Annotated in this window: 3 protein-coding genes; all 3 read left to right on the plus strand. The window is 25.9% G+C overall.

The window, feature by feature from the left end; translation table 11 throughout:
* Positions 1-617 (plus strand): oligosaccharide flippase family protein (locus tag I656_RS19815; protein ID WP_033006982.1); only part of this gene is annotated, 617 nt, incomplete at its 5' end.
* A gap of 10 nt (positions 618-627) precedes the next feature.
* Positions 628-1,266, plus strand: a complete 639-nt coding sequence (locus tag I656_RS19820) for an oligosaccharide flippase family protein (RefSeq protein WP_255348561.1) — start codon at positions 628-630, stop codon at positions 1,264-1,266.
* A gap of 23 nt (positions 1,267-1,289) precedes the next feature.
* The coding region (locus tag I656_RS20065) for a glycosyltransferase (RefSeq protein ID WP_369770222.1) at positions 1,290-1,423 on the plus strand (134 nt) is incomplete at its 3' end.

Consider the following 1,423-nt stretch of genomic DNA (forward strand, 5'->3'; position numbering starts at 1 on the left):
AAAAAATTAAATTAGATAGAATATTTATTAACATAATTTACTTATTTGTTTTAAGAGTGAGCATGTACCTATTTCCTTTAATTACTATGCCTTATTTAGTTAGAGTACTAGGGATAGCGAATTATGGAGTTCTTTCTCTGATTCAAACGATTAGTTCGTATTTTGTTTTGTTCATAAACTACGGTTTTAATTTATCAGGTCCAAGGGATATTGCAGTCAATAAAGAAAATAATAAGGAGTTAAATAATATATTTTGTAATGTTATTTGTATAAAATTGTTACTTTTTATTATTTCAATACCTTTTCTTCTAATTGTAGGTCTACTGATTCCTATTACTAAAGCTAATTACTCTGTTTATCTATTATTATTAATAACATTAATTTCTGAAGTGATTTACACTAATTGGTTTTTTCAGGGGATTGAGAGACTGAGATTATTCACTTTAATAAGTTTATTTTCACGATTAATATCTTTGATACTATTGTTGATTTTTGTTAAAAAAGCAAACGATCTGTTTTTAGCATATTTAATTATTTCCGGTAGTAGTTTATTAGGTTCTATCATCAGTTTTATAATCATAAAAATAGAATTTAAGTTTAAATTTTTTTTTTCCTGATCTTATAACTATTAAAACACAATTACAAAAAGGATGGGATTTATTTGTTGCTCAGGGTGCTACAACATTATTTTCTAACAGTAATATTTTTATTATAGGGTTATTACTAACTCCTGAACAGGTCGGTCTCTATTCAATTGCAGAGAGAATAATGAGGACGGTTGCATCAATGGTTGCCCCTGTAAGTAATGCTTTATACCCAGTCAGTGCGAAATTATTTAAGAAATCAAATGATGTTGCTATTAAATACTTAAAGAAATTTCTCTTTATCGGTAGTTTGGTATTTATGTTAGCTGGAGTAGGAATGGTTGTATTTTCAAATGTTATTGTCTTGGTAATGACGGGAGAAGAGAATATTGAGATTCAATACCTACTTCTTATTATGGCATTTATTCCGCTTAGTATTTATATAAATAATATTTATGGTACTCAAATAATGTTAAATTTATATCTAGAAAAAGTATTTAAATATCTAATAATCACTAATGATATATCCTTGCCTGTATTAAGTTACATCCTTACACTAAATTTTAACTTATGGGGAGCATCATTTTCATTATTAATAACAGAGATATTATTAACTGTTTCTATGGTTGTATATGTAGAATTTATTAAAAAACAAGGATTTTTAGGAGTTTTAAAAAAATGAAGGAATACAAAGTATCTATAGCTATGTGTACTTATAATGGAGAAAAGTATTTAGAGGAACAAATGAATAGTCTAGTTAATCAATCTTATAAACCTTACGAAATAGTAATTTGTGATGACTTTTCAACAGATAATACTTTAAATATATTATATTCCTT

This window comes from Geobacillus sp. WSUCF1, assembly GCF_000422025.1.
Taxonomy (GTDB): Bacteria; Bacillota; Bacilli; order Bacillales; family Anoxybacillaceae; genus Geobacillus; species Geobacillus zalihae.